2 protein-coding genes are annotated in these 1562 nt (G+C 50.6%); both read right to left on the bottom strand.

Going from position 1 to position 1562, the window contains the following annotated elements; genetic code table 11:
• Positions 1-115: 115 nt before the first annotated feature.
• Positions 116-622: a pentapeptide repeat-containing protein gene (locus GEI7105_RS30590; RefSeq protein WP_017661106.1), complete on the bottom strand. Its 507-nt coding sequence runs from the start codon at positions 620-622 to the stop codon at positions 116-118.
• A 220-nt stretch (positions 623-842) separates the two neighbouring features.
• Positions 843-1064 carry a hypothetical protein gene (locus GEI7105_RS0114160; RefSeq protein WP_017661104.1) on the bottom strand — a complete coding sequence of 74 codons (222 nt, stop codon included), beginning with the start codon at positions 1062-1064 and terminating at the stop codon, positions 843-845.
• Positions 1065-1562: the final 498 nt, after the last annotated feature.

Here is a 1562-nt window from a genome sequence, read left to right as displayed (position 1 = left end):
CGCCACCGTACTTCTCCCTATCCTGGGGCTTCTTTGGCTTTCGATACCTCCTAAGTAAAAGTCATAGCCTTATCAGCTCTCCCCCTCTCCCCCTCTCCCTCTCTCCCCCTCTCCCTTATGGAGATACCGAATCGGGCATCGTAACGCGCTCTAAGTTAGCGCCGTCGAGTTGCGCCCAGTTGAGGTTAGCTTCGTCGAGATTGGCTTCGGTGAGATTGGCGTCGATGAGCCGTGCGTATTGTAGGTTCGCACCTTCTAAATTGGCAGTTTCGAGATCTGCACTTCGGAGAGTGCAGCCAATGAGGTTCGCCCAACTGAGATTCGCACCGCTGAGATTCGCACCGCTGAGATTCGCGCCGCCGAGATTCGCGCCGCTGAGGTTCGCTCCTCGCAAATCGGTACTGAGGAGAATGGCTTGACTCAAATCGGCATCGCTGAGATTCGCACCAGCGAGCTTAGCACTACTCAGACTCGCCCCACTGAGGTTCGTACCGCTGAGGTTCGCCCCGTTGAAATGAATACAGGTTAAGTTCGCACCGCTGAGATCGACGCCTCGAAGATCGACCTCTTCAAAATCTTTTTCGCCGTGGGCATAACGCTCTAGCAACTCGTCTGCGTTCATCGTTGTTCGACCTCGATCGACTGGAGAACGTCTCGTTTCGGTTGGCGATCGACACCGATCGGAAACGTCAGGACTAAGTCAGTAGTGCGCCCCGACTCCATTGGATCGACCGATAACGGTTGTTTTCGGTTGGTAACGTTCGGATCGGACAGTCTCGACCGTTAATCACCATAACTCCGGCGAACGGCGATCCCTAGCCGCTTCAGTCTAGCACGAGTTTCTAGCTGCTTTCTTGACGCTGGTGTGCTAAATCTCGAATTAACGGGATTCTCGAACGAACGTACGTATCGAGGACTCGCAAGTCGTGACTTTCGAGAGATAGGTTTTGGGCGAGCTGCTTGGTTAACCACCGCACGAGACTCGCATCGTCGAGACTCAACAATAAGGTGGCTTGAGTCTGTTCGATGGACAACCAAAACTGACGTAGTAACACGGGAGTCATGAAGTGTAACCTCCTTAGACGATCGCTAGACGATCGCTCTGACTATGGGTTCGGACGCTCGCTCGAGAGAAATCGCACGTTTGACTCGGTTCGATCGTGAAATCGAACGCGATCGCAAAACAATTTAATAATTATTTTAGATTTGAATCGATCCTAGCATAACGGCATTTCCAACTTAGGTAAAGACCTTCTACGTCAATGACATAAAACTTCTAATTTTTTGATACTTCTGTAACATCAGAAACGATCGCCTGAAAGTATAGAAATTTTTTTTTGAATTTCTTTTAAGGGATTTTAAGTAATTACAGTCAAGGCGATCGCCGTCTCGAAGAGATGACGTTGGGGCAGCGATCGCAGCTCCCCCATTTTAGCGCGACGGCCGTTCGAGAGGGTGCATCCCAGTTTTGCAATGAGTAAGAGTACTTAGAGCGGTTTGAGAGAAGGGAGTTAAGCTAAAAGGAGTTGCCCAAGTCGGAGTCAAGCCTAGCTCATGGATGC

It is taken from the genome of Baaleninema simplex PCC 7105 (assembly GCF_000332355.1).
In the GTDB taxonomy this organism is placed as follows: domain Bacteria; phylum Cyanobacteriota; class Cyanobacteriia; order Cyanobacteriales; family Geitlerinemataceae; genus Baaleninema; species Baaleninema simplex.
The sequence above is the reverse complement of the archived record's forward strand: the minus strand, read 5'-3'. Positions and strand labels throughout refer to the sequence as shown.